Annotated in this window: 20 protein-coding genes; 11 read left to right on the forward strand and 9 right to left on the reverse strand. The window is 46.4% G+C overall.

The genetic code is table 11. The features are described from left to right. The 4 genes from dnaA to gyrB all read left to right on the forward strand — a co-directional run bounded on the left by dnaA (window position 1) and on the right by gyrB (window position 6,182). The gene (gene dnaA / locus FJD32_RS00005) at window positions 1-1,383 is read left to right on the forward strand and encodes a chromosomal replication initiator protein DnaA (RefSeq protein WP_037413464.1); all 1,383 of its coding nucleotides are present in this window, start codon (window positions 1-3) and stop codon (window positions 1,381-1,383) included. Between the two features lie 20 nt (window positions 1,384-1,403). Then, entirely contained in the window at window positions 1,404-2,504 is a 1,101-nt protein-coding gene (gene dnaN / locus FJD32_RS00010; RefSeq protein WP_140907428.1) for a DNA polymerase III subunit beta, read from the forward strand. Window positions 2,505-2,665: 161 nt separating this feature from the next. Beyond that, complete coding sequence (recF, locus tag FJD32_RS00015) at window positions 2,666-3,748, forward strand: DNA replication/repair protein RecF (protein WP_140907429.1); 1,083 nt, start codon at window positions 2,666-2,668, stop codon at window positions 3,746-3,748. A 16-nt stretch (window positions 3,749-3,764) separates the two neighbouring features. After that, the gene (gene gyrB, locus FJD32_RS00020) at window positions 3,765-6,182 is read left to right on the forward strand and encodes a DNA topoisomerase (ATP-hydrolyzing) subunit B (RefSeq protein ID WP_037413473.1); all 2,418 of its coding nucleotides are present in this window, start codon (window positions 3,765-3,767) and stop codon (window positions 6,180-6,182) included. Window positions 6,183-6,269: 87 nt separating this feature from the next. Here the strand turns inward: gyrB and FJD32_RS00025 are convergent, their stop codons facing one another. Further along, window positions 6,270-6,932, reverse strand: coding sequence for a glutathione S-transferase family protein (locus FJD32_RS00025; RefSeq protein ID WP_069453879.1), 663 nt, complete (start codon window positions 6,930-6,932; stop codon window positions 6,270-6,272). A gap of 292 nt (window positions 6,933-7,224) precedes the next feature. Between FJD32_RS00025 and FJD32_RS00030 the strand changes: the two genes are divergently transcribed. Continuing rightward, on the forward strand, window positions 7,225-8,268 hold the full coding sequence (locus FJD32_RS00030) for an HDOD domain-containing protein (protein WP_069453878.1): 1,044 nt from the start codon (window positions 7,225-7,227) through the stop codon (window positions 8,266-8,268). Between the two features lie 62 nt (window positions 8,269-8,330). Here the strand turns inward: FJD32_RS00030 and glyS are convergent, their stop codons facing one another. Further along, entirely contained in the window at window positions 8,331-10,397 is a 2,067-nt protein-coding gene (gene glyS, locus FJD32_RS00035; protein WP_069453877.1) for a glycine--tRNA ligase subunit beta, read from the reverse strand. A gap of 9 nt (window positions 10,398-10,406) precedes the next feature. Further along, a complete protein-coding gene (glyQ, locus tag FJD32_RS00040) occupies window positions 10,407-11,312 on the reverse strand; it encodes a glycine--tRNA ligase subunit alpha (RefSeq protein WP_011070431.1) in 906 nt (301 codons plus the stop codon). Between the two features lie 118 nt (window positions 11,313-11,430). Between glyQ and FJD32_RS00045 the strand changes: the two genes are divergently transcribed. After that, window positions 11,431-12,006: a DNA-3-methyladenine glycosylase I gene (locus FJD32_RS00045; protein WP_140907430.1), complete on the forward strand. Its 576-nt coding sequence runs from the start codon at window positions 11,431-11,433 to the stop codon at window positions 12,004-12,006. Between the two features lie 85 nt (window positions 12,007-12,091). Here the strand turns inward: FJD32_RS00045 and FJD32_RS00050 are convergent, their stop codons facing one another. The 5 genes from FJD32_RS00050 to fadB all read right to left on the reverse strand — a co-directional run bounded on the left by FJD32_RS00050 (window position 12,092) and on the right by fadB (window position 19,923). Next, window positions 12,092-15,280, reverse strand: coding sequence for an amidohydrolase family protein (locus tag FJD32_RS00050; protein WP_140907431.1), 3,189 nt, complete (start codon window positions 15,278-15,280; stop codon window positions 12,092-12,094). Between the two features lie 196 nt (window positions 15,281-15,476). After that, window positions 15,477-15,914 (reverse strand): MOSC domain-containing protein, encoded by a 438-nt coding sequence (locus FJD32_RS00055; protein WP_047538196.1) that lies wholly within the window; start codon window positions 15,912-15,914, stop codon window positions 15,477-15,479. Window positions 15,915-15,949: 35 nt separating this feature from the next. After that, a complete protein-coding gene (gene tusA / locus FJD32_RS00060; RefSeq protein ID WP_140907432.1) occupies window positions 15,950-16,195 on the reverse strand; it encodes a sulfurtransferase TusA in 246 nt (81 codons plus the stop codon). 391 nt (window positions 16,196-16,586) lie between these two features. Next, window positions 16,587-17,750 (reverse strand): acetyl-CoA C-acyltransferase FadA, encoded by a 1,164-nt coding sequence (gene fadA, locus FJD32_RS00065; RefSeq protein WP_037429364.1) that lies wholly within the window; start codon window positions 17,748-17,750, stop codon window positions 16,587-16,589. A gap of 22 nt (window positions 17,751-17,772) precedes the next feature. After that, window positions 17,773-19,923, reverse strand: a complete 2,151-nt coding sequence (gene fadB, locus FJD32_RS00070) for a fatty acid oxidation complex subunit alpha FadB (RefSeq protein WP_140907433.1) — start codon at window positions 19,921-19,923, stop codon at window positions 17,773-17,775. A gap of 442 nt (window positions 19,924-20,365) precedes the next feature. Between fadB and pepQ the strand changes: the two genes are divergently transcribed. The 4 genes from pepQ to hemG (FJD32_RS00090) all read left to right on the forward strand — a co-directional run bounded on the left by pepQ (window position 20,366) and on the right by hemG (FJD32_RS00090) (window position 24,376). Continuing rightward, window positions 20,366-21,685 carry a Xaa-Pro dipeptidase gene (pepQ, locus tag FJD32_RS00075; RefSeq protein WP_023266033.1) on the forward strand — a complete coding sequence of 440 codons (1,320 nt, stop codon included), beginning with the start codon at window positions 20,366-20,368 and terminating at the stop codon, window positions 21,683-21,685. A gap of 15 nt (window positions 21,686-21,700) precedes the next feature. Continuing rightward, window positions 21,701-22,315 carry a YigZ family protein gene (locus FJD32_RS00080; RefSeq protein ID WP_037429370.1) on the forward strand — a complete coding sequence of 205 codons (615 nt, stop codon included), beginning with the start codon at window positions 21,701-21,703 and terminating at the stop codon, window positions 22,313-22,315. A 77-nt stretch (window positions 22,316-22,392) separates the two neighbouring features. Continuing rightward, window positions 22,393-23,850 (forward strand): TrkH family potassium uptake protein, encoded by a 1,458-nt coding sequence (locus FJD32_RS00085; protein ID WP_037429372.1) that lies wholly within the window; start codon window positions 22,393-22,395, stop codon window positions 23,848-23,850. Between the two features lies 1 nt (window position 23,851). After that, a complete protein-coding gene (gene hemG, locus FJD32_RS00090) occupies window positions 23,852-24,376 on the forward strand; it encodes a menaquinone-dependent protoporphyrinogen IX dehydrogenase (RefSeq protein ID WP_140907434.1) in 525 nt (174 codons plus the stop codon). Window positions 24,377-24,435: 59 nt separating this feature from the next. Here the strand turns inward: hemG (FJD32_RS00090) and FJD32_RS00095 are convergent, their stop codons facing one another. Then, window positions 24,436-24,744, reverse strand: coding sequence for a metalloregulator ArsR/SmtB family transcription factor (locus FJD32_RS00095; RefSeq protein ID WP_011715321.1), 309 nt, complete (start codon window positions 24,742-24,744; stop codon window positions 24,436-24,438). Between the two features lie 198 nt (window positions 24,745-24,942). Here FJD32_RS00095 and hemG (FJD32_RS00100) point away from each other — a divergent pair, with 198 nt between their 5' ends. Next, window positions 24,943-25,497 (forward strand): menaquinone-dependent protoporphyrinogen IX dehydrogenase, encoded by a 555-nt coding sequence (gene hemG / locus FJD32_RS00100; protein WP_140907435.1) that lies wholly within the window; start codon window positions 24,943-24,945, stop codon window positions 25,495-25,497. The last annotated feature ends 32 nt before the right edge of the window (window positions 25,498-25,529 follow it).

The following is a 25,529-nucleotide window of genomic DNA, read 5'->3' on the forward strand; positions in this document are numbered from 1 at the left end:
GTGGCGGTTTCACTTTGGCAACAATGTATCGGAAGACTGCAAGATGAGCTTTCTGCTCAGCAGTTCAGTATGTGGATCAGACCGTTACAAGCCGAAATGGATGGAGATACTTTAGTGTTATATGCGCCTAACCGCTTCGTGCTCGATTGGGTTAGGGATAAGTACATCAATATCATTAATCAGTTTTTTACTGAGCAAATGGGTAATGATGCGCCTAAGCTACGCTTCGATATCGGTAGTCGTCCGTCCGCGAAAAAGCCAGAACCTGCGCCCGTCGCAGCAGTGCGCGTACCCAATCCCCAAACTAAGGCTTCTGTTGGTACATCATTTAATACCACCGAGCCTGTGACTAACACTAACCATCGCAGCAATATCAATCCAACTTATCAATTCGATAACTTCGTTGAGGGTAAGTCAAACCAACTTGGTAAAGCGGCTGCATTGCAAGTAGCTGAAAATCCAGGCGGTGCATATAACCCACTATTCTTATATGGTGGAACTGGTCTAGGTAAGACTCACTTGTTGCACGCTGTCGGTAACGGGATCATTAAAAATAATCCCAATGCTAAAGTGGTTTATATGCATTCTGAGCGTTTTGTGCAAGACATGGTCAAAGCGCTGCAAAACAATGCGATCGAAGAATTCAAACGCTATTACCGTAGTGTCGATGCACTGTTTATCGACGATATTCAATTTTTTGCCAATAAAGACCGATCCCAAGAAGAATTTTTCCATACCTTTAACGCACTGCTTGAAGGTAACCATCAGATCATCCTGACATCGGATCGTTATCCAAAAGAGATCGACGGGGTAGAGGACAGATTAAAATCCCGCTTTGGTTGGGGCTTAACAGTTGCAATTGAACCGCCAGAGCTTGAAACTCGCGTGGCGATTTTGATGCGTAAAGCCCAAGAGAGCGGCATTAACCTGCCCGATGAAGTGGCCTTTTTTATTGCTAAGCGCTTACGTTCAAACGTACGCGAGTTAGAAGGGGCGTTAAACCGTGTGATCGCCAACGCTAACTTTACTGGTCGCCCAATAACGATTGATTTTGTGCGTGAAGCACTACGTGACCTCTTGGCACTGCAGGAAAAATTAGTCACTATAGACAACATTCAGAAAACCGTAGCTGAATACTACAAAATCAAGATGGCTGATATGTTGTCTAAGCGTCGTTCGCGCAGTGTTGCGCGCCCAAGACAAGTGGCCATGGCGTTATCCAAAGAATTAACTAACCAGAGCTTGCCGGAAATTGGTGATGCCTTTGGTGGTCGAGATCACACCACAGTGTTACATGCCTGTCGTAAGATTGCTCAGCTACGGGAAGAGAGTCACGACATTAAAGAAGATTATGCTAACTTGATTAGAACCTTATCTTCTTAAAATCAAGGAATTTGGACACTATGAAATTTTCAATTGATAGGGACGCCCTATTAAAGCCGCTTCAATTGGTTTGTGGTGCGGTAGAAAGACGCCATAACTTGCCTATTTTGGCAAATCTCCTTGTAGAAGTTAGTGGTCACTCACTCAAATTAACAGGTACTGACCTTGAAGTTGAGTTAGTCGGTCAGGCGGTTATTCATGGTGATATCGAAGAAGGTCGAACTACAGTTCCTGCTAAGAAGCTGTTAGATATCGTTAAATCTTTGCCTGAGCAAAGCGAGCTTAAGGTCGAGCAGCAAGATAACAAATGGTTGTTACGCTCTGGTCGTAGCCGTTTCTCGCTGGCAACCCTGCCCGCAGAAGAATACCCCAATGTGGAAGCCTTTCAGACGGAAATCGAATTCACCCTTAAGCAAGGCGTGCTGAAGTCGTTGATTGATGCGACCCAGTTTTCGATGGCGAACCAAGACGTTCGTTACTATCTGAATGGTTTATTGCTCGAAACCGAAGGTAATGTGCTGCGCGCCATTGCTACCGACGGTCATCGCTTAGCCTTAAGTCACAGAACCATAGATGCACAATTACCTGAAAAACAAGTCATCGTGCCCCGTAAAGGCGTGATGGAAATGGCGCGTTTGTTGGAAGCCGATGATTTAGATATCGCGATTGCCATTGGCGATAACGCGATTCGCGCGACCACCAGCACCACAGTCTTTACCAGCAAATTAGTCGATGGTCGCTTCCCCGATTATCGCCGCGTGTTACCTAAGGGCGGTGATAAAATCGTTATCGCCAGCCGTAACCACTTCAAGCAAGCTTTAACGCGCGCTTCTATTTTATCGAATGAGAAGTTTCGTGGTGTACGCATTCAGTTAGAAGCGGGATTACTGAAAATCACCGCTAATAACCCAGAGCAAGAAGAAGCGGAAGAAATCATCGATGTGGATTACAACAATCAGCCACTCGAAATTGGTTTCAACGTCAGTTACTTATTGGACGTGCTCAACAACCTTAAGTCCGATGATGTGCGTATTACCTTAATTGATGGGAACTCGAGTGCTTTATTGGAAAACCACTTGGAAGAAGATTCCATGTATGTGGTTATGCCAATGCGCTTATAGTCATCCTATTTCTACGCAGTGCCATACGCCGCTTTTTAGCGGCGTATATGTCTTCAAACCTTATCTCTTGTTGCCTTATTAACTCTAATGGATATGAATTGCGGTATGATAACAGTCCTGAGTCTTGGCCTGAGCCGTCGATGCGGTTTGATGAGTAACGCATGAGCCTTATCCGTCTTAATATTGATTCTTTTCGCAATATTCAATTGGCGCAACTGAGCCCGAGTGAAGGGATTAATCTGATCTATGGTCAAAATGGCAGTGGCAAAACCAGTATTCTTGAGGCGATTTACTTTCTCGGGATGGGGCGTTCGTTTCGCAGCCACTTATCTCAACGAGTCATCAATAACGACCAAGACAAACTAACCCTGTTTGCGACCTTAAATTTACCCCGCGGCGACAGTAAAATCGGTCTGCGGCGTTTTCGCAGTGGCGAAACCGAAGTCAAAATTGACGGCGAAAAGGTCAAACGGCTATCGACTTTAGCTGAAACCTTGCCCATACAAGTCATCACGCCGGAAAGCTTTTCGTTATTGTTTGAAGGTCCAAAATCCCGCAGGCAATTTATTGATTGGGGCGCCTTTCATTCTGACCCACAGTTTTATACGGCGTGGGTGAATGTGAGGAGGGTTCTTAAACAACGAAATCAATTGCTTAGAAATAATTCTCCCTATGATCAAATCCAATATTGGGATCGGGAGTTTGTCCGTTATACCGAGCAGGTCACCGAAATACGAAACCGTTATGTAGACTCGTTAAATGAGCTACTTAAGGGTATAATCGAGGAGTTTTTACCGCAGGTGAATGTTAAGGTTTCATTTACCCGCGGCTGGGATAGCAAAACGGATTTTGCACAACTTCTCGAATCACAATATCCCAGAGATTTGGCTACGGGTCATACCGTCAGCGGTCCCCATAAAGCTGACTTAAGACTTCGTGTAGGCACTTTGCCGGCGCAGGATGCCCTGTCCCGTGGCCAATTGAAATTATTAGTCTGTGCACTGCGTATTGCACAGGGAAAGTTGCTCAAACAACAAATAGATAAACACAGTATTTATCTTGTGGATGATCTTCCATCCGAGTTGGATGCACAGCATAGGCAGCTATTGCTGAAACAGCTAGTGGACACTGGTGCACAAGTGTTTGTGACCGCCATTGAGCCAGCAGCAATAGTCGATTCGTTACACACGCCTCCCAGTAGGATGTTCCATGTGGAACACGGACGTGTAACGGTAATTGAATAACCATTGAGAGAATAATATGTCAGAGAATAGTTACGATTCTTCGAGTATTAAGGTCCTTAAGGGCCTTGATGCAGTACGTAAGAGACCTGGGATGTATATTGGTGACACCGACGACGGTACGGGTCTACATCATATGGTGTTCGAAGTAGTCGATAACTCTATCGATGAAGCCTTAGCGGGCCATTGTACTGATATCACAATTACTATCCATGTGGATGGTTCGGTTTCTGTTAAGGATGATGGCCGTGGTATTCCGGTCTCTATCCATGAAGAAGAAGGTGTATCGGCCGCAGAAGTTATCATGACGGTACTGCATGCTGGTGGTAAGTTCGACGATAACTCCTATAAAGTGTCAGGTGGTCTGCACGGTGTGGGTGTGTCGGTGGTCAACGCGCTTTCTAAAAAGCTGCAATTAACCATTCGCCGCGATGGTAAAGTCCACGAGCAGTTTTACACCCATGGTGTACCTGATGCGCCAATCAAAGAGATTGGTGATGCAACTAAAACGGGTACCGAAATCCGTTTCTGGCCAAGTGAGCAAACTTTCAGTGATGTTGAGTTTCACTTTGAAATCCTGGCTAAACGGGTGCGAGAATTATCGTTCCTTAACTCTGGTGTGGGGATTCGCTTAGTCGACGAGCGTGATAATAAAAACGAATTCTTTAAATACGAAGGCGGTATCAGCGCATTCGTTGATTACTTGAACCGTAATAAAACGCCGGTAAACAAAGATGTATTCCACTTTATGCAGGAGCGTGACGACGGCATTACCGTTGAAGTGGCGATGCAGTGGAACGATGGTTACCAAGAAAACATATTCTGTTTTACCAACAACATCCCGCAGCGTGACGGTGGTACTCACTTAGCTGGTTTCCGTAGTGCGTTGACACGTAACCTCAACAACTACATGGAAAACGAAGGTTATAACAAGAAAGGCAAAACCAACGCGACTGGCGATGACGCCCGCGAAGGTTTAACGGCTGTTATCTCGGTTAAAGTGCCCGATCCTAAGTTCAGCTCGCAAACCAAAGACAAGCTAGTGTCTAGCGAAGTGAAAGCCGCGGTTGAACAAACCATGGGTGAAAAGCTAAACGACTATCTGCTTGAAAACCCAGCCGATGCTAAGCTAATCGTTGGTAAGATTGTTGATGCGGCTCGTGCCCGTGAAGCGGCGCGTAAAGCCCGTGAAATGACCCGTCGTAAAGGCGCGCTCGATTTAGGTGGTTTGCCTGGTAAGCTGGCGGATTGCCAAGAGAAAGATCCTGGTCTTTCAGAAATCTACATAGTGGAAGGGGACTCTGCTGGCGGTAGCGCTAAGCAGGGACGTAATCGTAAGAATCAAGCGATTCTGCCACTGAAAGGTAAAATCTTAAACGTTGAGAAAGCTCGTTTCGATAAAATGCTGTCTTCTCAAGAGGTTGCCACACTAATCACCGCACTTGGCTGTGGTATTGGTCGTGATGAATACAACCCAGATAAGACTCGCTACCACAACATCATCATCATGACGGATGCTGACGTCGACGGCTCGCACATTCGTACCTTGCTGTTGACCTTCTTCTTCCGCCAAATGCCTGAACTGATTGAACGTGGTTATGTGTATATTGCTCAACCACCTTTATTCAAAGTGAAGAAAGGTAAGCAAGAACAATATCTGAAAGACGAAGCGGCACTGACTCAGTATTTGACCACTCAAGCACTAGATGGCACCAGCATTTATCCATCTCAAGGTGCGCCAGGTATGTCGGGTGAGCCATTAGAGCGTTTAGTGACGCAATACCGCGAAGTAGAGGCGATTGTTGCCCGTTTAGAGCAACGTTATCCAACGCATATCACTAATCGGATGCTTTACCACCCAATGATCAGCAATGAGATGTTGGCCGATGAAGCTAAGATGAAGGAATGGATAGACGCCTTTATCCATGAGTTGGTGGAATTAGAAAATAGCGGCGTGCTGTATTCTGGTGAGCCTGTACTCGATCCTGAGCGTAAAGTGTATCTGCCAAAGATCACCATTCGTAAACATGGTATCGACACGCATTACCTATTTAGCTATGACTTCTTCCAATCAATGGATTATCAACGTATTGCTAAGTTAGGTGCAGCCCTAGAAGGCTTGATTGAAGCCGGTGGTTATGTGCAACGTGGTGACCGAGTGAAAGAAGTCGGCAGCTTCATTGAAGCACTAGATTGGACGATTTCAGAAGCTAAACGTGGTTTATATATCCAACGTTATAAAGGATTGGGTGAGATGAACCCTGAGCAATTGTGGGAAACCACAATGGATCCTGAATCACGGCGTATGCTGCAAGTGACCATTGATGACGCCGTCGGCGCAGACCAATTGTTTACTTGCTTGATGGGCGATCAAGTAGAACCGCGTCGTGAGTTTATTGAAGCCAACGCGCTGAACGTGGCTAACTTAGACGTTTAATATCTAGACGTTTAATATCGTTTTTTACAGACTAAAGTGATTGATAAAAAAGGGAAAGCTTAGCTTTCCCTTTTCTTTTGCAAAAAATTACCTATCAACACCTGCCTCATCAGCTTCGACAATTTCAGTCTCCGCTTTTGCGGCAGTTATCCAAGCCTGCATTTCTGGCTGGCTCACAATAAATTCCATATACGCTCGGCTCGCTTGCGAGACTTCAATCTCATAGGTAAAGAAGCGCATTACCACTGGTGCAAACATCATATCGGCGATTGACCACTCGCCAAATAACCAAGTGCCCTGATTTTTGGATGGGGTAAACTCAGTCATTTGCTGAGACCAAATGCTGTCGATCCGAGCAATATCTTGCTGAACAGCGGGGTTAAGCTCGACATATCGACGGGCACGGATATTCATAGGCAGGGCATTTCGCAGGGCATGAAAGCCTGAATGCATTTCACAGGCGAGGGAGCGAGCCTTGGCTTTTTGTTTTGGCTCTTGTGGCCATGCAGCGCCTGAAAGATAACAATCATTGATATATTCACAAATCGACAGTGAATCCCAAACGGTAATGTCACCATCGACCAGTGTTGGTACTTTGAGCGTTGGCGAAATGGATTGGAGTTGCTGGTAGAAGCTATCGGTATCGAGTTGTAATAGCACTTCATCGAACTTAACGCCTGATTTCGCAGCCATTAACCAAGCTCGGAGCGACCAGCTAGAGTAGTTTTTATTGCCGATATAGAGTTTCATAAGCGCCTTCCAATTTTGAGTCGTGCTAATCACTATACATTATGTTTGTTTTTCTCCGAGCCGTTGAGTTGTTGCATGCTCATATTCAGCTATTCAAATTGCTCACGCTATCAAGCTAAATTGGACTATGGTTTCACGTGAAACAATTCGACTTGGTAACCTTATCTTAAGTTTGGCAACATATACTCAAGCTGCACATAATACTGATAGTGGCTGCTCTAGCATATCAATTACAATGGACGGATAATGTAATACTGGCTCAGTAAACACAGCTTTCATAGGTTGGAATATTTTGATTAAATCCATATTCAACAAAATTTTTAATATCCGTGAACAAGCAACACTTGAGCGACCTAAAAGCTTTAGTCAGACCGATCTCAGCAAACCTATAACGACAGCGTCACCTAAAAAACTTGTAGAAGAGCAATGTGATACTTCGATGAGTATTGACTTAGCGGCGCTGTTTTATAGTTTGTTATTCCCCGCCAGAACCAAAGATGCTGGTGGCGTTGCTAATAACCTTGAACGGCGAGTAATGGCTGAAATAGAGCTCGCCTTAGCATCGCCACAAGTGATCGCAGAAAAGGTGCTTAAGCTTCCCTCTAAGGTATTGGAGCTAGACCGTAAGTTAGCTGATCCACAGTTTGATACTAAAGACTTGTTGGCGTTAATCGAGCAAGATCCCTTACTGAGCGTCGAAGTGCTTAAGCTGTGTAACTCACCGGCCTTTAAGCGTGGTGAGCGGGAAGTGACTAGCTTGCAGCAAGCTTTAGTACAACTTGGCCGTGAACAGTTACGTTGCTTTGTGACTAGCTGCCTAGTGCGTGAGATGCTAGATATTAAACCCATTTATTTTCGGCGCTTTGGCGCTGAGATTTGGCGTCATTCAATGCAGGTGGCCTTTTTAACTAGCGAACTGAGTGAAGAAGATAGGGATACCGCATTCCTATTAGGATTACTGCATGATGTGGGTAAGCTCGCCATCTTCAAAATGTTGCTTGATGCTTTTGTGCAAGCAGAGCCTGGTGAGCAGCCAAATTCTTGGTTATTCCGACAAGTGATGACGGCCAAATCACTTACCTTAAGTGCGTTATTAGCAAGATATTGGCAGTTACCCAGTATTTTTGAAGCTGAACTGGATAAACTTGCCCACGTACATACCCGGCCGCATGAGGGGATTGCCGCAGTGGTTTGGCGCGCAAATATCATCAGTGAGATTTCGATGCTGCAGCAAGCGGGTAAATTGCCTGCTGACATGCAGAGCAACTTGTTAGCCTTGGTTGGACTCGATCAAGTTCAATTTGAGGCGTTGCATGAAAAACTCCAGCAATTTTAATAAATTGCAGCCAATAAAAAACGCGCTATCAGCGCGTTTTTTATTGGTACCTAACGTGTGACTTACTGGAGTAGAGAAATATCCGCTACATGTAAGAATTGCTCACGTAGATTATTTAGCAGGGCTAAACGGTTGTTTTTCAGGGCTTCGTCATCGGCCATTACCATCACGTCTTCGAAGAACTGGTCAACACTTTCACGTAAGCTCGCCAGCAGCGTTAATGCCTGTTGGTAATCCGCATTAGCAAACAGTGGAGCAAGCAGAGGCTGAAGTTCAGCAAGTTTTGCAGCTAACGCTTGCTCTGCTGCTTCGGCTAACAGAGCTGAATTAATCGCAGTCGGTAGTTTGCCTTCTACTTTCGCCAGAATGTTAGATACACGCTTATTCGCCGCTGCCAGAGCGCTAGAGGCTTCTAAGCTTCTGAAGTGTGATACCGCATTGATACGGCTATCAAAGTCAGCTGGGCGAGTTGGGCGACGTGCTAATACGGCGAGGATCACATCAACATCGATACCTTTATCTTGGTACCAAGCACGGAAACGTGCCATTAAGAACTCAAGCACTTCATCGCTTGCATTCGCGTTGCTTAAGTTGGTTCCATGGAGTTCCTGAGCCTTAGCAATTAGGGTCACTAAGTCTAGTGGCAGCTTGTTCTCAACGATAATGCGTAGCACACCAATGGCGGCGCGGCGTAGAGCAAATGGGTCAGCTGCGCCCTTAGGTGCCTGACCAATACCGAAGATACCGACTAAGGTATCGAGTTTATCCGCTAAAGCGACTGCGCAAGATACCGCTGCCGTCGGAACCGTATCGCCAGAGAATTTTGGCTTGTATTGCTCTTCCATGGCTAAGGCTACGGCTTCAGTTTCACCGTCTAGGCGGGCGTAATGCATGCCCATAGTGCCTTGCGTATCGGTAAACTCCATCACCATATTGGTCATTAAGTCTGTTTTAGACAATAAACCAGCGCGCGCTGCATCAACGGCGTTAGCGCCAGTTTGCTCGGCAATAAAGGCGGCTAGGGCAGAGATACGAGTCACTTTGTCTTTTAAGGTGCCGAGCTGTTGCTGGAACAACACAGTCTCAAGGCTTGGCAAACGTGATTCCAGCGTGTGCTTCTTATCGGTATTAAAGAAAAACTCAGCATCAGCCAAGCGTGGACGAACCACTTTCTCATTACCAGCAATGATTTGCGCCGGATCTTTTGATTCGATGTTCGCGACAAAGATGAAGTTTGGCAGTAACTTACCGGCATCATCGAATACTGGGAAGTATTTCTGATCGCCCTTCATCGTATAAACCAAGGCTTCTGAAGGCACGTTCAAGAACTTCTCTTCAAAGCTTGCGGTTAATACGACTGGCCATTCAACTAAAGAGGTGACTTCTTCCAGCAGGTCGTCTTCTATATCGGCGGTGCCACCAATCTTAGCGGCCGCTTTTTCGGCATCGGCTTTGATTAAGGCTTTACGGCTTTCGTAGTCGGCGATGACTTTACCTTTTTCTTTCAGCAGCGTCAGGTAGTTGTCTGCATGGTCAAGCTCGAAGCCTGTACCCATAAAGCGGTGACCACGAACATTACGTGCCGATTTAATGCCGAGCAATTCACCTTCGATTAACTCACTGCCTAACAGCATGGTAGCGGTGTGAACCGGGCGAATAAATTGTGTCTTGCTGCTTCCCCAGCGCATTGGCTTAGGAATGGGTAGCTTATCCAGCGCACGTTGTGCCATAGCAGCAATTAAGCTCTTAGTTTCAACGCCTTCTACTTTGGCGTTATAAACCAGCCATTCGCCTTTGTCGGTCACCAAACGCTCAGCTTGGTCAACAGTGATACCGTTACCACGTGCCCAACCTTCTGCGGCTTTGGTTGGTTTACCTTCGGCATCGAAAGCTGAGCTGACAGCTGGGCCGCGTTTTTCAACGATTTTGTCCGCTTGAGCAAGCGCTAGTTCTGTCACATTAATGGCGAGACGACGGGGCGCAGCGTACCAAACAGCTGATTTAAAAGCTAAATCGGCTTTGGTTAATTCTTCGGTGAAGTTTGCTAAGAAAGACTCAGCCAGTTTACGCAGCGCCTTTGGTGGCAGTTCTTCAGTGCCTAACTCGATGAGTAAGTTTTCAAAATTCATGTGTTACCTCTACTTACACATTGGGAAGCCAAGCGCTTCGCGTGCCTGATAATAGGATTCAGCAACGGCTTTAGCCATTGTACGAACGCGCAGGATATAACGCTGACGTTCAGTCACTGAAATGGCGTGGCGTGCATCGAGCAGGTTGAAGGCGTGCGAGGCTTTCATCACTTGCTCATAGGCTGGCAGAGGTAATGGTTTTTCAAGCGACAATAAGTGCTGACACATTTTTTCGCATTGATCGAACAGGGCAAACATAAAGTCGACGTCTGCGTGTTCAAAGTTATAGGTCGATTGCTCAACTTCGTTTTGGTGGAACACATCGCCGTAGGTGATGCGACCCATGGGGCCATCGGTCCATACTAGGTCGTAAACGCTATCCACACCTTGGATATACATGGCGAGACGCTCTAAACCGTATGTGATTTCACCTGTGACAGGGCTACACTCTAAGCCGCCGACTTGTTGGAAGTAAGTAAACTGAGTCACTTCCATGCCGTTTAACCAGACTTCCCAACCCAGACCCCAAGCGCCTAGCGTTGGTGATTCCCAGTTGTCTTCCACAAAACGGATATCATGGATTTGTGTATCAATACCAAGAGCTTGCAGAGAACCTAAATAGAGTTCTTGGATATTATCCGGTGACGGTTTTAACACGACTTGGAATTGGTAGTAGTGCTGCAGACGGTTTGGGTTTTCACCGTAACGGCCGTCGGTAGGGCGGCGCGATGGCTGCACATAGGCACTGCTCATTGGCTCAGGCCCTAAAGAGCGTAGGAAAGTTTGTGGGTGGAATGTACCCGCACCGACTTCCATATCTAGAGGTTGAACGATTGCACAGCCTTGCTGCGCCCAATATTCCTGTAGGGTTAGAATGAAACCCTGAAATGTTTTTACGTCGTGTTTCGTCGTCATGTCTACTTGTCTACTGCCGTCAGCTTGAATAGAAAATGGTTTCGATTATACCTTGTAGATCTCTGCTTATGTAGGTTATTTTTTACCTTCTTCGTTAAAACGTTAAGGTAGATAGGCCATGGAAGAAATCCGCTGTAATTGGGTCAGCGATGATCCCTTGTATCGTGAGTACCACGATAAAGTGTGGGGACGCCCAGTTTATGATTCGAAGGAGTTGTTTGCCAAGCTCTGTTTAGATGGCCAACAAGCAGGGTTGTCTTGGATTACTATCTTAAAGAAGCAGCAAAACTACGAACAAGCTTTTGCGGATTTTGAGCCGACAGTAATTGCCACTTTCGACGACGCTAAGGTTGAAGAGTTGATGAACAATCCAGGTATTGTGCGTAATCGCCTTAAGATCCATTCGATTATTCGTAATGCAAAAGGCTATTTAGCCTACACTGCGGATGGCAAAGATTTTTCTGAATTTCTGTGGAGCTTTGTTGGTGGTAAGCCTAAGGTTAATCAGTTTACTTCCATGTCGCAGGTGCCTGTGCAAACACCTGAGTCTGAGGCAATGTCCAAGGCGTTAAAAAAACTCGACTTTAACTTTGTTGGCCCAACGATTTGTTATGCTTTTATGCAGGCTGTGGGAATGGTGAACGATCATCTAGTTGATTGCATCGCCTATGATGCTTGCTGTGGCGGCAAATAAGTACTTATTTTATTGAGCTAAAAATCCAAAATAAAAAGGCATGTTCCACGTGGAACATGCCTTTTGTTATTTCACCTTGTTGAGATTAGATTTTCTCGAAGAAGAAAGGCTTACGCTGTTGTTTGCTGCCATTGAGTTGGTTCATCGACTCAGCATCAAACAACTTACCATTGACCATAGTATAAGTGACTTTATCTGTGACGCGAATATCCGCTAATGGATCGCCATCAATAACGATTAAATCTGCAAGCTTACCTGTCTTTATCGAGCCAAGTTGATGCTCTAGGCCGAAGGTGGTGGCTGGGTTAATGGTCGCAGTTTTGAGTACATCCATATTGCTCATGCCGCCTTGGGCGAACATCCACATTTCCCAATGGGCGGCTAAACCCTCACGTTGACCGTGGGCGCCAATATTTGGATGAATGCCTAATTTATTAAACTCATTCGCCACTTTAGCAACGTTAAAATGATTGTAGTGACCGTCTGGTGCATGGGGGCGACGCATAGAGCGAGCCTGCAAAATATCGCTTGGCACATACATAGACAAACGTGGATGGGCCCACACATCGGTCTTATCATACCAATAGTTTTCACCCGAAATACCGCCGTAGGCGACGACCAAGGTTGGAGTGTAACCGACCTTAGTTTGGCCCCAGAACTGTTTAATATCGTTATAAATATTTGCCACGGGTAACGAGTGTTCTACGGTGGTATGACCATCGGCAACCATGGTCAGGTTATGTTGCAGTAAGCTGCCACCCTCTGGCACGACCATCATTTCGAGTTCACGAGCTGCAGCGATAACCTGTTGTCTTTGATTGCGACGCGGTTGGTTGTAGCTCTTAACGCTAAAGGCACCAACTTTTTTGAGTCGCTCTAAATGGAATTTTGCATCATCGAGTGAGTCGATATGCGAGGTGTATCCGGGTGCATTTGCGCCGTAGAGAATTGTTCCAGTGGAGAAAATCCGCGGGCCAACGATATTACCAGCTTTTTGTTGCTCAGAAGCGGCAAAGATTTCAGTGGTATCGTTCGATGGATCATGGATGGTCGTCACGCCTAGGGATAATCCAGAGTAGAGTGCCCAGTTTTGTTGGGGCACGATTTCATCATCGGCCTGGGCGCCATGGGCGTGAGCGTCAAACAAACCTGGCATAATGGATTTGCCGCTTATATCGATAACTTGTGCATCCTTTGGAATTGCCGTGTTAGCGTCGCCAACAGCAACAATATGATTGTCTTTGACGATCACTACACCCTTATCGATGACTTGGTCATTTTCCATGGTGATCACTTTACCGCCGACAAAGGCGACTGTTCCACGTGGAACATCAGCTTTTTCAGTAAAGCCTAAGTTGATAATGCTTGGCTTAGCTTGCACGTCCTTTTTGAGATACTGTGAATCAACATTGGCTTGGTACAGTTCTGGGCCAAGAGTCCAATAGAGTTGATTACTCTTGCTATTCCAACTGATACTTTCGCCGGCTCGCACACTTAACTGAGTGACGGGAAGATTGCTGGCGTTAGGGCCGATTTCAACGGTTTCACCATGTTTAGCAAAGGGCGTCACCCAAACTTTAAAGCGCTCGGCAAAGGCGAGCTGTTTACCGTCGGGTGAGACTCTAAATTCGGTTGCATGTTTACTGCTGTAGTGAACGCGCTTATCAAACCCATCCAAGTTAATAGAGGCAAGCTGCGGTGTGTCATCTTCACCACTATTCATAAAAAATATGCGATCGGCTGAGGCTCCGAATTGTGCTTGATAGCCTTCTGCGGAGATTTTCTTATTTTGTTTGGTTTTTAAATCGACCTTGTACAGACCTGGTTCCTGCGACCAAGTTCGAGGTGTGAGATGGCCGCCTTGGGTTTTACGATACACCACAAGTTCGCCATCGGGAGAAAAGGTGGGCTCGACGTATTTTCCTGGCTCAGTGGTAAGTTGTTTCGCTTTGCCACCTTTAGCGCTGATCACTTGTACTGTGCCTTGGTCTTGGTCATTCCAAGTTGTGAAGACAATATTTTTGCCATCACGCGACCACTGGGGATAGAGTTCTTCGATATTGTTATCTAACTCGGTTAAGCGCGACATCTTGCCATCGGGAAGTGTCTTCAACCAGATTTTACCCAATGCTTCGAAGGCGACCTTACTGCCATCCGGTGAAACTTGTGCCATTCGCAGCATTTTTACATCGAATACATCTTTATCAATATCTTGTTTAAAGCGTACTGAAGGCTGAACGTCTAATTGGGTTTTTACAGAAAATGGAATATCGGTGACCGTTTTATTAGCAACGTTGAGGCGGTTAATTTTGCCCTTAGCCCAGAAGAAGATGTCTTTGTTGTCTGGAGTCCATGCCATCGTCGGGTAAACACCATGGATTGCCCAAGTCTCTTGCATATCGCGGTCTAAATCACCGAACAGTTTAGTGGTTTCACCGGATTTCAAATCAAGCAAATATAAGGATGATTGGAAATCATCACGCTTGATGTAGGCCAGTTTGGTGCCATCAGGGCTTGGGGTTGGGCGAATGGCTCCGCCAGTCCCTTCGATCAGAATTTCGATATCACCTGTTTTAGTATCGTAACGCTTGATTTTATAGATGCCGTTTACTGAGTCTTTGGAATAATGGAAGGTTTTTCCTGGGGTGTCATCTTGACTGAAATAGATATAGCGACCATCGGGTGAATAGGCGGGTTCACCTAAGTCTTTCTCATCATTTGGGCGTTCGGTGAGTTTTACACCTTCGCCACCTGCTACATGGTAGAGCCAGACTTCGCCGGCACCTAAACTACGACTGGCGGTAAAATGTTTACGACCCACTAAATATTGCGAATCAGGGCTCCACGCTGGGCTGTTGAGTAAGCGAAAAGTTTCTGATGTGACGGTGCGTGGATTGCTGCCATCGGCATCCATAATCCAAATATTGTCACCACCATCCGCATCCGAGGTAAAGGCGATGTGTTTACCATCAGGGCTATAAACGGGCTGCATTTGCCAGGCTATGCCTTGAGCTAATTGTTTAGCTTCGCCACCCGTGACTGGGATTTGATAAATATCACCGAGTAAATCGAATACTAAATGTTTGCCGTCTGGACTGACACTGATGTTCATCCAAGTGCCTTCGGTTACATCTATTGCCACTTTTTCTAGCGGGGCACTGGCTGGCGCATTGACGTCCCAACTCGTTTTTTGGGCATCTGCTGCCTGTACAGCGTGGGAGTTAAGGCCAAGCATCAGGGCGATATAAAGCGGTGTCAGCTTAGGTTTCAACATGTTATGTCCTGTTATCGTTATTCTAGGGCTTGATTGTTATCAGGTTGGATAAATATTTGTTAATGCTACGCTAAGTTATCGCACAAATACCCTGTAAGGAAAACGGAAATACTGTTTCAATTAATGACCGAGGGGCAGCAGCTGAGGCGGAGAAACTGTGGGAGAGTAATGCAGCTTACTCTCCAGGAAGTGATGATTAGTTTAATGTGACGGGATCGCCGATGTGGATCATGGCATCATTGATAACACGGCAAGTGACACCGCCTCGCCAATCAGGTGTTAGTGCTGACTCTAAGCCGGCATGAGCTTGGTCCATCTTTTTACAGGGATCAGTTTCTCCTGTGACTTCGAGGCAGAGATCCCCAATGTGCAACTGTTTACCCACATCGGCAGGACTAAAAGTTAATCCATCGACTAAAAGATTGGCGCGGCGAGTCGTCCAAGGTAAATTTGCACCTATACTTTGACACGCTATTTGCCACTGCTGGAGCGAGAGTACTGTGACTTGCCTTTTGCCTGGGCGACCAAATACATCTTTTTCAATACCGCTGTGCTGGGTGACATTCGCGCACAGCACCTCATTCATTGGTCCGCGTTTAATCGTTTTATAGGCGATAGCAACTAGTTTCGGCATGTTTGATGTCCTTATCCTAATGTCGATGTTGGGACTTAGAGTCCCTTTTTAATCAAATATTGATAGGGTGTTTGGCCAGTTTCACTGGCGATCAGTGTGTGATCCATAAACTCACAAAAACTGGGAATATCACGGGTAGTAGCAGGATCATCCGCGATGATAAGCAGTGTTTCTCCTTGAGCCATTTGTCTTACCGTTTTACGCACCATCATTACTGGTTCTGGGCAGCGCAAACCAAGAGCATCCAGTTTGTGTTGTGCGGTTGAGAAAACGTCGTTCATATGACCTCGACTGAACGGTTAAACAGAATTGGCTAATGTTACTCCAGTGGTTTGGATAAACCAAGTTGGCGGCCTGATTTTGTGATGCAACGGGTAATTGGTTTTACTCCATTTTATTTATCCGAGAGTCGGGATTAGTGAGATGTTTCACGTGGAACAATGTTATTTCGTGATCCCTAATCTTTCTCAAATGCTTGAGAAAGGGAACTCTTCATCATAAAAAATACGGGACTTTTATAGCTGCTATAAAATCGAGATAATCTAACTTTAAGCGTTTTTGGCTTAGCAACTTTATCATCGACGTTTTAGCGTGGCATTATTTCACAATGATTTTAAAGCTGCATAAAAAAGCCGGAACTGAGTCCGGCTTTGAAGGGAGAATCGTTAAGGATTAAACGCGTTCGAAAACGGTTGCAATACCTTGGCCTAAACCGATACACATAGTGGCTAAACCTAAGGTCGCATCTTTGTGTTCCATCAGGTTGATCAGCGTCGTTGAAATACGCGCGCCAGAACAACCCAGTGGGTGACCTAGTGCAATTGCGCCGCCGTTGAGGTTGATTTTGTCATCAACCACATCTGCTAAACCTAAATCTTTCACACAAGGTAAAGACTGAGCAGCAAAGGCTTCGTTAAGTTCAATCACATCTAAGTCGGCAACGGTAATGCCTGCGCGAGCCAGTGCTTTTTGTGTGGCTGGCACTGGGCCGTAACCCATAATAGCTGCGTCACAACCTGCAACCGCCATAGAGCGAATGCGAGCACGGATTGGTAAGCCAAGTGCGCGCGCTTTAGATTCTTCCATTATCAACATGGCCGAAGCGCCGTCGGATAAGGCTGATGATGTTCCCGCAGTCACAGTACCGTTTGCAGGATCGAATACCGGGCGCAGTGCTGCTAACGATTCCATGGTCGTTTCAGGGCGAATCACTTCGTCGTGCAGTACTTTAATCAGTGCACCGTTAGCATCATGGCCTTCAATGCCATAGATTTCCTTGGCAAAACGGCCTTCAACTGTGGCAGCGTAAGCGCGTTGGTGTGAACGTACGGCAAAGGCATCCTGCTGCTCACGGGTAATACCGTGAAGCTTACCTAACATCTCAGCGGTTAAGCCCATCATGCCGGAGGCTTTGGCGACGTTATTAGCTAAACCTGGGTGGAAGTCCACACCGTGGTTCATCGGCACGTGGCCCATATGCTCAACTCCACCGATGATAAAGGTGTCGCCCATGCCGGTCATAATGGCACGTGCTGCTTGGTGGATGGCTTCCATTGAAGAACCACATAGGCGGTTGACTGTCACGGCGCCAGCCGTTTTCGGGATACCTGCCAGCAATGATGCATTACGGGCAATGTTGAAGCCTTGCTCTAGGGTTTGCTGCACGCAGCCCCAAATAACGTCTTCAATCGTATTGGGATCTAATTGCGGGTTACGCAGTAATAGACCTTTCATTAATTCGGCAGAGAGTGTTTCTGCACGTACATTACGGAACACCCCAGCCTTAGAACGGCCCATAGGAGTACGAATGCAATCTACGATAACAGCTTGTTTCATAATTAAATTCCTTTCCCGCTAATTAGGCTTGGTAGTAGCTACCGTTGTTGGCTGCAAGGGCACGCATGGCGTCGGTGACTTGATACAAACCACCTAAGTGAGCGTATTTGTCTGCTAAGGCGACAAAGTTCGCTACGCCCATAGTATCTAAGTAACGGAATACACCACCACGGAATGGTGGGAAGCCTAAACCGTAGACTAAGCCCATATCTGCTTCGGCAGGTGATGCCACAATGCCTTCTTCTAAACAGCGAACGGTTTCGATAATCATTGGGATCATTGTGCGGGCGATGATTTCATCCGCATCGAATGCTTTTTGTTCACCAAAGGCAGCCTTTAGCAGCTCGTAGCTGGTTGGGTCGACGTCTTTCTTTGGCTTACCGCGGCTATCCACAGAGTAAGCGTAGAAGCCTTTGCCATTCTTCTGACCGAGACGTTTGTTTTCGAACATCACGTCAATCGCGTCATTGCCGGATTTGCCCATACGATCGGGGAAGCCTTCGGCCATTACTGCTTGGGCGTGGTGGCCAGTGTCTAAACCTACAACGTCTAGCAGATAAGCTGGGCCCATTGGCCAGCCGAATTGTTTTTCCATCACTTTGTCGATAGCGGCAAAGTCGCCACCTTCGGCGAGCAGGCCGTTAAAGCCAGCAAAGTAAGGGAAGAGAACGCGGTTAACGAAGAAACCCGGGCAATCATTTACAACGATTGGGGTTTTACCCATTTTGCTGGCGTAGGCGACAACAGATGCGATGGTTTCTTCTGAGCTGTGCTCGCCACGGATAACTTCAACCAATGGCATTTTGTGCACTGGATTGAAGAAGTGCATACCACAGAAGCGCTCTGGCTTCTTCATGCTCTTCGCGAGCAGGTTGATTGAAATGGTTGAAGTGTTAGAGGCGATAATCGCATCTTCACTGACGTATTGCTCAACTTCAGCCAGTACTTGTGCTTTCACTTTTGGATGCTCAACGACGGCTTCGACAACCACGTCAGCATGTTTCACTGGGGCATAGTCTAATGCTGGGGTGATGTTGTTCAGCACTTTAGCCATTTTTTCTGGGGTAGAGCGGCCACGAGCAACTTGCGCAGATAACAGTTTGGCGGCTTCGCCTAAACCTAAATCTAATGCAGGTTGAGCGATATCCTTCATCACGATTGGCGTGCCTTTGCTGGCGCTTTGGTAAGCGATACCGCCACCCATAATGCCAGCACCTAATACGGCTGCGCTTTTCACATCTTTAGCGAGTTTGCCCGCTTTCTTCGCTTTGCCTTTAACGAATTGATCATTAAGGAAGATACCGATTAGTGCTTTGGCTACATCGGTTTTCGCTAACTTGATAAACGCTTGATGTTCAATTTGTAGTGCTTCGGCGCGGCCTTTGGTCGATGCTTGTTCAACTACGTTTACCGCTGCCATTGGTGCAGGGTAATGTTTGCCTGCGACAGAGAAAACCATGCCTTTAGCGGTCGTGAAAGACATCATGGCTTCGAGTTTAGGCAGTGTCAGTGGCGATAATTTGCGTTGGCGACGCGCTTGCCAATCAAGTTTTTCTGCTACTGCATCTTTTAGCATTTGAATCGCCGCAGCTTCCAAGGCTTCTGGAGCGACAACGGCATCAACCGCACCGACTTTTAATGCATCTTCGCCGCTTTGGTCTTTACCCGTGGTGATCCACTCAAGGGCGTTGTCAGCACCAATCACACGTGGTAAACGCACTGTGCCACCAAAGCCTGGGATGATGCCTAGCTTGGTTTCGGGTAGACCGATTTTGGCTGTGGTGTCAGCAATACGGAAATCCGTTGCCAGAATGGTTTCACAACCGCCGCCTAGGGCAAAACCTTTAATCGCTGAAGCGGTTGGGAAAGGTAAATCTTCAAGTTTATTGAATACGGCATTGGCCTGTTCAACCCAAGAGAGCAGTACTGAATCATCTTGTGCGAATAAGCCTAAAAATTCAGTAATGTCTGCGCCTACGATAAAGGTATCTTTACCTGAGGTCAGCACTAATGCCTGAATGTTTGATTGTTGTTTAATGCTGTCTAATGCGGCATCGAGTGAGGCGAGTGTTTCTCTGTCGAATTTGTTCACCGAACCGGGTGCGTTAAAGCACAGCTTGGCAATATTATCCTCGAGTAACTCAACCTGAATTGTAGGACTTTGGTAGATCATTGCTTGCTTCCTTTTGCATTAAAGTGATACCCACCATTATTTTTTGGTGTTAGTACGACTCTCTATCTCACAGCAGCTTCGGCCATCATTTGACCAGTTGTGTGCCAGTGTGCTTCGAAATTCGATAAATTACAACACCCAATTTAAACGACTGTTTAATTTCTTGTCGGCTAGAGTGAATTTTCAGCTTTGTGATACACTGCACAAAGTGTAGAAGTGCCAGATTACGCGAAAGAGTACGTAGTGGGAATTTGTACTTTAGCGGTATTACTCGCTGGCTAGTTGGGTAATTTTATTTTTATAATCAAAAGCATAGGCTTAAATCGAGAATTTGCTACCCCGTGCGAAATGAGGGCGTAAGTAGAGGAAAACACTGAGCCTATATGGCTTAGTCAGATTTGCGGTTTTTTTATTAACTATCGTTCATTACAGGATATGAAACATGGATCACTTGGCTCATCACTATCATGCCCACATCGCCGAGCTTAATCGTCGAGTTGCTGAAATTGTATCGCGTGAAGCATTATCAGGTTTAGTGATCCACTCGGGTCAGCCACATCGAATGTTTTTGGACGACATTAATTATCCTTTTAAAGCCAATCCCCATTTCAAGGCTTGGTTACCTGTGTTGGATAACCCTAACTGTTGGTTAGTGGTGAATGGTCGCGATAAGCCGCAACTGATTTTTTATCGCCCTGTGGATTTTTGGCATAAGGTGTCTGACGTGCCGGAGATGTTCTGGACCGAGCATTTTGAGATCAAATTACTCACTAAGGCCGATAAGGTTGCCGAACTATTGCCTAGCGATATCGCTAACTGGGCTTATTTGGGTGAGCATTTAGATGTGGCTGAGGTGCTGGGTTTCACCAGTCGCAATCCTGACTCTGTGATGAGCTATCTGCATTTTCACCGTACCACTAAAACCGAATATGAACTCGAATGTATGCGCCGAGCGAACCAGATTGCGGTGCAAGGGCATTTAGCGGCTAAAAATGCCTTCTATAACGGTGCCAGCGAGTTTGAAATTCAGCAGCAGTATTTATCTGCCGTGGGACAGGGCGAGAACGAAGTGCCCTACGGTAATATCATTGCCTTAAACCAAAATGCGGCGATTTTGCATTACACCGCACTCGAGCATCAAAATCCGGCGCGACGTTTATCTTTTTTAATCGATGCGGGTGCTAGTTATTTTGGTTATGCGTCGGATATCACTCGTACCTATGCGTTTGAGAAGAATCGCTTTGACGAATTGATCACTGCCATGAACAAGGCGCAGCTCGAGCTGATCGATATGATGCGCCCGGGTGTGCGTTATCCCGATTTACATTTGGCGACCCATGGCAAAGTCGCGCAAATGCTGTTGGATTTTGAGCTAGCCACGGGCGATGCCCAAGGCTTAGTCGACCAAGGCATTACCAGCGCCTTCTTTCCCCACGGACTCGGCCATATGCTAGGCTTGCAAGTGCATGATGTGGGAGGTTTTGCCTTCGATGAGCGTGGTACCCATATTCCGGCCCCTGAGGCTCATCCGTTCCTGCGTTGCACCCGCATTTTGGCACCAAACCAAGTGCTTACGATGGAGCCAGGATTATACATTATCGACACTTTACTCAATGAGCTAAAACAAGATAGCCGTGGTCAGCAGATCAATTGGCGCACCGTTGATGAGCTGCGACCTTTTGGCGGCATTCGTATCGAAGATAATGTGATTGTGCATCAGGATCGAAACGAAAATATGACCCGCGAACTGGGCTTAGCGTGATTTTAGGGAGAGCGAGTGCTCGAAAGTTATCTGATACCGAGTGAAAATGTGCAGATAGAAGAAGAGATAAAGCATAGCCGCTTTATCTCTTTTCTATTTCATTGCACAAGTTTAGAACAGCTGAAGTTAGTACTTACTGACATAAAGCGAGATTATCCCGGCGCCAGCCATTACTGCTATGCCTTTATTGCTGGAGCGCCCAACGACAGCATTGCCATCGGTTCGAGTGACGATGGTGAGCCAGCGGGCAGCGCTGGTCGTCCAATGCTCGCAGTATTACAAGGCGCGAATCTCGGTGAAGTCGGTGCCGTGGTGGTGCGTTTCTATGGCGGTACTAAGTTAGGTGTGGGCGGTTTAGTGCGTGCCTATACTTCGGGATTACGCCAAGGTTTAGGGCAATTGCCGACGCGATTGAAGCAATTACGTTATCCAGCCAAACTGCATTGTGATTACACCCAATTAAGGGATGTCGAACATTTATTACAACAGTTAGAAGCGGTGATCATCGATAAGCAATTTGCCGAAGCCGTTGATATCCATTTTGAAATAGGCAAACAGCAACAGGGTATATTGAATGAATCACTGGCAACGTTGAGTCAGGGTAGCCTGCGAGCAGAGTTTGAGCTGTGATGCCTGCGTAAATTATGCCAAAATATGCAAAATGCTGAAAATACCTTTGCAGCCAATGGAATAATTGAACACGCGGAATGCAATACAAAACCATAATAAGAATCATAGGCCTGCTAATCGGCCTGTTCTCCATCACTATGCTGCCGCCAGCCTTAATCGCCATTTGGTATAACGATGGCGGTGGTACTGCGTTTATTCAGGCATTTTTTGTTAGCTTATTTATCGGTTTTTGGCTCTGGTATCCTAATCGTCGCTGCAAAGAGGAATTACGAACTCGCGAGGGTTTCCTGATCGTAGTTTTGTTCTGGACAGTGCTTGGCTCCATCGGTGCCTTACCCTTTATCTTCTCAAGCCAACCCGATCTCAGCTGGACCGATAGTTTCTTCGAATCATTCTCCGCACTAACTACCACAGGAGCCACCGTTATTGTCGGACTGGACTCCTTACCTAAGGCCATTCTGTTTTATCGACATATGCTGCAATGGCTCGGCGGTATGGGGATCATTGTTCTAGCTGTGGCGATTCTGCCTGTGCTTGGAGTTGGGGGCATGCAGCTGTATCGCGCCGAGATTCCAGGGCCTGTGAAGGACAGTAAGATGACGCCGAGGATTGCCGAAACGGCTAAGGCGTTATGGTACATCTATCTACTGCTAACCATCACCTGTGCTGGCGCCTATTGGCTGGCGGGGATGAGCGTATTCGATGCCGTGTGTCACTCGTTTTCGACCATCGCCATCGGGGGCTTTTCGACCCACGATGCCAGTATGGGATACTTTAACAGCCCTGTAATCAATCTGATTTGCGTATTCTTTTTGATAGTCTCTGCAGTGAACTTTAGCGTGCACTTTGCGGCATTTTCGCGCCGCGGGATCAATTTTAGAGTCTATTTTCGAGACACTGAGTTCAAGATGCTGGTGGCAATTCAGTTGGTGCTGACGGCGATTTGCTTCTTAACCCTTTATCACTCAGGGATTTATGACTCGCCAGAAGAAACCTTAGATCACGCCTTATTCCAAGCGGTTTCGGTGGCGACAACTGCTGGCTTTGGTACTGAAAGTTTCCATATGTGGCCGCTTTTCCTGCCGATTCTGTTGATCTTCTCAAGCTTTATCGGTGGGTGTGGTGGTTCAACTGCGGGCGGGATAAAGGTGATCCGAGTTATCCTGCTGCTGTTGCAAGGTTCTCGTGAACTTAAGCGCTTGGTTCACCCTAAGGCGATGTTCTCAATTCGTATTGGCTCCAAGGCGTTACCAGATCGTGTCGTCGATGCAGTATGGGGATTTTTCTCTGCCTACGCTTTAGTTTTCGTACTGTGTATGTTGGCGCTAATGGCCATGGGGCTGGACGATATTACGGCCTTTAGTGCCACCGCTGCCTGTTTAAATAACCTTGGCCCAGGGCTTGGGGAAGTGGCGAGTAACTATGCCAGTATCGGTGATGGCGCCAAATGGGTGCTGGTGGTGGCCATGTTATTTGGTCGCCTCGAAGTCTTTACCTTGTTGATTTTGTTCACGCCAACTTTCTGGAAGGATTGATATGCAGACATTAATAATCTATTCGACAATCGATGGCCAAACACTGGAAATTTGCCGAAAAATCAAAACGCTTGCCGAACAAGCGGGTGAGCAGGTGTCGTTAGTCACCTTAGAACAGGCCGAGGCCTTAAGTCTTGTCGATTTCGATAAAGTGCTGATTGGTGCGAGTATTCGTTATGGTAAACATAGACCTGAGCTATATCAGTTTGTAAATCGCAACCACGCGGTGTTAAGTGCAAAAATTAACGGTTTTTTCACTGTAAATGTGGTGGCGCGTAAGCCATTAAAGAACACGCCAGAAACCAATCCTTACATGCAAAAGTTCCTTAAATTATCGCTGTGGCAACCACAGCAATTGGCAGTTTTTGCCGGCAAGATTGATTATCCTAAATATGGTTTATTCGACCGCACCATGATCCGCTTTATCATGTGGATGACTAAGGGGCCCACTGACCTGAAGGGCTGCTTCGAGTTTACCGACTGGGGTAAAGTCGAAGCTTTTGGGTCACACTTTAGCAAGCTGTAAAAATGATAAAGCCCTAGTCTCAGCTAGGGCTTTATGACTGCATGGCGTCGTTTAACGATTTATACCGCGCAGTAACGACTATGTAGAATGGAAATCACTTGGGTGACTTGTTCATTCTTAAGCTTGTAATACACAATCTGGGAGCTCTTACGGGTATCGACTAAGTCTTCGGCTCGCAATACTGCTAAATGCTGTGATAGTGCCGATTGGCTTAAAGGAACTGTCGCATTCAGTTCCGTCACGCTCAGCTCTTTATCCAGTAAAAGGCACAGAATCATTAAGCGATAAGGATTCGCTATAGCTTTAAGCCATTTAGCCGCACTTTCCGCATTAGTTACCATTGCATTTACATCTATATCATTTTGCATAAGGTACTCACTTGATCGCTTTTGATTAGATAATTCTAATTGAACATGTTTCTATACGCAATCATACTGCTCGGCAATTCAGATCTCAATTTTTGCATTTCAGAATATGAGACAACGCTGATTTGTGATCCTATCAGGGGTTTATTTAACAGATGATTGCCACAATGGTGCCACACTTTAACGGAACGGGAATACCCCATGACACGCATTTTGGTGCTTTATTTTACCCGTGGTGGCCACACGGCCAAGATTGCGAATGCAATCGCGCAGCAATTGACTCTGCGTGGTGCTGAGGTTGACTTAGTCGACATCAATAGTGCGGCTGCAACAAGGATTAACTGGCCCGATTATCAACTGGTGGCTTTGGGGGCTTGCGTACTCTATGGTACCTATGACAAAAGCGTATTCCAGTTTATTGAACAACATTCGCAAGCGTTGAGTGCGTTGCCAAACAGTTTTTTCTGCGTCAATGTGGTGGCGCGTAATCCTGAAAAACGTATTCCAGAGAACAATAAATACCTGCAAAAATTCATAACCTTATCACCTTGGACTCCCGCCGATTTGAAGATTATTGCTGGTAAGGTGGATTACCCTTCGTGGCCTTGGTACGACAGATTAATGATCCAATTGATTATGAAAATCACCAAAGGGCCAACGGATCCTAAGGCGGTGATCGATTATACCGACTGGGAAGATGTGAAGGTCTATGCCGACCATTTGCTGACTTTGGCCAAGGTTGCTGAGCCCGCCTAATAAAAATGCGCTCTGTGAGCGCATTTTTAGTT

This window comes from Shewanella sp. LC6, assembly GCF_006385735.2.
Lineage (GTDB): Bacteria > Pseudomonadota > Gammaproteobacteria > Enterobacterales > Shewanellaceae > Shewanella > Shewanella xiamenensis.

Bases quoted from the DNA above. Each gene is read 5' to 3' on its own strand.
- FJD32_RS00045 (WP_140907430.1), top strand. From the start codon at position 11,431: ATGGAAGAAATCCGCTGTAATTGGGTCAGCGATGATCCCTTGTATCGT.
- glyS (WP_069453877.1), bottom strand. From the start codon at position 10,397: ATGAATTTTGAAAACTTACTCATCGAGTTAGGCACTGAAGAACTGCCA.
- FJD32_RS00095 (WP_011715321.1), bottom strand. From the start codon at position 24,744: ATGCAAAATGATATAGATGTAAATGCAATGGTAACTAATGCGGAAAGT.
- tusA (WP_140907432.1), bottom strand. From the start codon at position 16,195: ATGAACGACGTTTTCTCAACCGCACAACACAAACTGGATGCTCTTGGT.
- FJD32_RS00085 (WP_037429372.1), top strand. From the start codon at position 22,393: ATGCAATACAAAACCATAATAAGAATCATAGGCCTGCTAATCGGCCTG.
- pepQ (WP_023266033.1), top strand. From the start codon at position 20,366: ATGGATCACTTGGCTCATCACTATCATGCCCACATCGCCGAGCTTAAT.
- FJD32_RS00055 (WP_047538196.1), bottom strand. From the start codon at position 15,914: ATGCCGAAACTAGTTGCTATCGCCTATAAAACGATTAAACGCGGACCA.
- glyQ (WP_011070431.1), bottom strand. From the start codon at position 11,312: ATGACGACGAAACACGACGTAAAAACATTTCAGGGTTTCATTCTAACC.
- gyrB (WP_037413473.1), top strand. From the start codon at position 3,765: ATGTCAGAGAATAGTTACGATTCTTCGAGTATTAAGGTCCTTAAGGGC.
- dnaN (WP_140907428.1), top strand. From the start codon at position 1,404: ATGAAATTTTCAATTGATAGGGACGCCCTATTAAAGCCGCTTCAATTG.
- FJD32_RS00025 (WP_069453879.1), bottom strand. From the start codon at position 6,932: ATGAAACTCTATATCGGCAATAAAAACTACTCTAGCTGGTCGCTCCGA.
- recF (WP_140907429.1), top strand. From the start codon at position 2,666: ATGAGCCTTATCCGTCTTAATATTGATTCTTTTCGCAATATTCAATTG.
- fadA (WP_037429364.1), bottom strand. From the start codon at position 17,750: ATGAAACAAGCTGTTATCGTAGATTGCATTCGTACTCCTATGGGCCGT.
- hemG (WP_140907434.1), top strand. From the start codon at position 23,852: ATGCAGACATTAATAATCTATTCGACAATCGATGGCCAAACACTGGAA.
- fadB (WP_140907433.1), bottom strand. From the start codon at position 19,923: ATGATCTACCAAAGTCCTACAATTCAGGTTGAGTTACTCGAGGATAAT.
- FJD32_RS00050 (WP_140907431.1), bottom strand. From the start codon at position 15,280: ATGTTGAAACCTAAGCTGACACCGCTTTATATCGCCCTGATGCTTGGC.
- hemG (WP_140907435.1), top strand. From the start codon at position 24,943: ATGACACGCATTTTGGTGCTTTATTTTACCCGTGGTGGCCACACGGCC.